Origin of the sequence: Mesorhizobium sp. B2-4-14 (genome assembly GCF_006442155.1) — a bacterium.
Lineage (GTDB): Bacteria > Pseudomonadota > Alphaproteobacteria > Rhizobiales > Rhizobiaceae > Mesorhizobium.
This window is the reverse complement of the sequence record NZ_VFVA01000017.1, coordinates 10,001-12,500: the sequence shown is the minus strand read 5'-3', so window position 1 is coordinate 12,500 and position 2,500 is coordinate 10,001. Positions and strand designations below refer to the sequence as shown.

Genomic DNA, 2,500 nt, shown 5'->3' with positions numbered 1-2,500 from the left:
AGTACCATCAGCGCTGGAGCGTTTCACGGCCGAGTTCGGAATGGGATCGGGTGCAGCCGCTCCGCCATAACCACCAGGTCGGCAAAACGCACGTTATTCGAGAAGCTGGGTTAGGGGATTAGGCAGCAGGGAATAGTGAGTAGGAGATACCTGCTCGCCATCCGGCTGTGCCGTTGCCTGTCTTTCCGTGCCAAGGCGATGCTTTTGCAGGTTGCTTCGGGCAAAGCCCGCAAGCGCGACTGCGCGTCGCCGGTTTTCCGGCGCCCTCGCGGAGCATAGGCCCCAGAGGGGCCGCTCATGCGTGAGCGCTGGTAAGACCATCTGACTATGTCAGATGGGCATAAGGAATGAGAACGATCAAGCCGATCGAACTATTAGTACCGGTAAGCTTCAAGCGTTGCCGCTCTTCCACACCCGGCCTATCAACGTGGTCGTCTTCCACGGTTCTCAGGGAATACTCGTTTTAAGGTGGGTTTCCCGCTTAGATGCCTTCAGCGGTTATCCCGTCCGGATATAGCTACCCTGCTATGCGGCTGGCGCCACAACAGGTCCACCAGAGATCCGTCCATCCCGGTCCTCTCGTACTAGGGACAGATCCTTTCAATATTCCTACACCCACGGCAGATAGGGACCGAACTGTCTCACGACGTTCTGAACCCAACTCACGTACCGCTTTAAATGGCGAACAGCCATACCCTTGGGACCTGCTCCAGCCCCAGGATGCGATGAGTCGACATCGAGGTGCCAAACAACCCCGTCGATATGGACTCTTGGGGGTCATCAGCCTGTTATCCCCGGCGTACCTTTTATCCGTTGAGCGATGGCCCTTCCACGCGGGACCACCGGATCACTATGACCGACTTTCGTCTCTGCTCGACTTGTCAGTCTCGCAGTCAGGCAGGCTTATGCCATTGCACTCAGCGAACGATTTCCGACCGTTCTGAGCCCACCATCGCGCGCCTCCGTTACTCTTTAGGAGGCGACCGCCCCAGTCAAACTACCCACCATACATTGTCCCGGACCCGGATAACGGGCCGCGGTTAGACATCCATAGTGATAAGGGTGGTATTTCAAGGGTGGCTCCACCTGAGCTGGCGCCCAGGTTTCAAAGCCTACCACCTATCCTACACATGCCACTACGAATGCCAATGTAAAGCTATAGTAAAGGTGCACGGGGTCTTTCCGTCTAACCGCAGGAACCCCGCATCTTCACGGGGAATTCAATTTCACTGAGTCTATGCTGGAGACAGCGGGGAAGTCGTTACGCCATTCGTGCAGGTCGGAACTTACCCGACAAGGAATTTCGCTACCTTAGGACCGTTATAGTTACGGCCGCCGTTTACTGGGGCTTCGATTCAGAGCTTGCACCCCTCCTCTTAACCTTCCAGCACCGGGCAGGCGTCAGACCCTATACGTCGCCTTGCGGCTTCGCAGAGCCCTGTGTTTTTGATAAACAGTCGCTACCCCCTGGTCTGTGCCACCCTCCTCTGCTTGCGCAGAAAAGGGTCACGCTTCTTCCGAAGTTACGCGTGCAATTTGCCGAGTTCCTTCAGCATAGTTCTCTCAAGCGCCTTGGTATACTCTACCAGACCACCAGTGTCGGTTTCGGGTACGGTCTATAAGGAGGAGCTATTTCCTGGAACCACTCCGCTGCCCGTTCAATCCGATAAGATTGGACAACTTGTGTGATCCGTCACTACCTCCAGGCCCACGAATATTAACGTGGTTCCCATCGACTACGCGTTTCCGCCTCGTCTTAGGGGCCGGCTAACCCTGCTCAGATTAACTTTAAGCAGGAACCCTTGGTCTTTCGGCGGGGGAGTCTCTCACTCCCCTTACGTTACTCATGTCAGCATTCGCACTTCTGATACCTCCACCACCCCTCACGGGTATGGCTTCATCAGCTTACAGAACGCTCCGCTACCGCTCGTGATTGCTCACGAACCCTAAGCTTCGGTGTATGGCTTTAGCCCCGTTACATTTTCGGCGCAAAGACCCTTATTTAGACCAGTGAGCTGTTACGCTTTCTTTAAATGATGGCTGCTTCTAAGCCAACATCCTGGTTGTTTTGGGATCCTCACATCCTTTCCCACTTAGCCATAACTTGGGGACCTTAGCTGTAGGTCAGGGTTGTTTCCCTTTTCACGACGGACGTTAGCACCCGCCGTGTGTCTGCCGACTAGTACTCCCAGGTATTCGGAGTTTGGTTAGGTTTGGTAATCCGGTGAGGACCCCTAGCCCATCCAGTGCTCTACCCCCTGGGGTATTCGGTCGACGCTCTACCTAAATAGATTTCGCGGAGAACCAGCTATTTCCGAGTTTGATTGGCCTTTCACCCCTAGCCACAAGTCATCCCGAACTATTGCAACAGTTATGGGTTCGGTCCTCCAGTAAGTGTTACCTTACCTTCAACCTGCTCATGGCTAGATCACTCGGTTTCGGGTCTAATGCGACGAACTGAACGCCCTGTTCAGACTCGCTTTCGCTGCGCCTACACCTA

General features: G+C 54.7%; 2 rRNA genes (both cut by a window edge). Both read right to left on the bottom strand.

Going from position 1 to position 2,500, the window contains the following annotated elements:
* Positions 1 to 78 (bottom strand): 5S ribosomal RNA (gene rrf, locus FJ938_RS16355); it reaches 37 nt to the left of the window's first position.
* 275 nt (positions 79 to 353) lie between these two features.
* Positions 354 to 2,500: ribosomal RNA gene (locus FJ938_RS16350) — 23S ribosomal RNA — on the bottom strand (it continues 665 nt past the right edge of the window).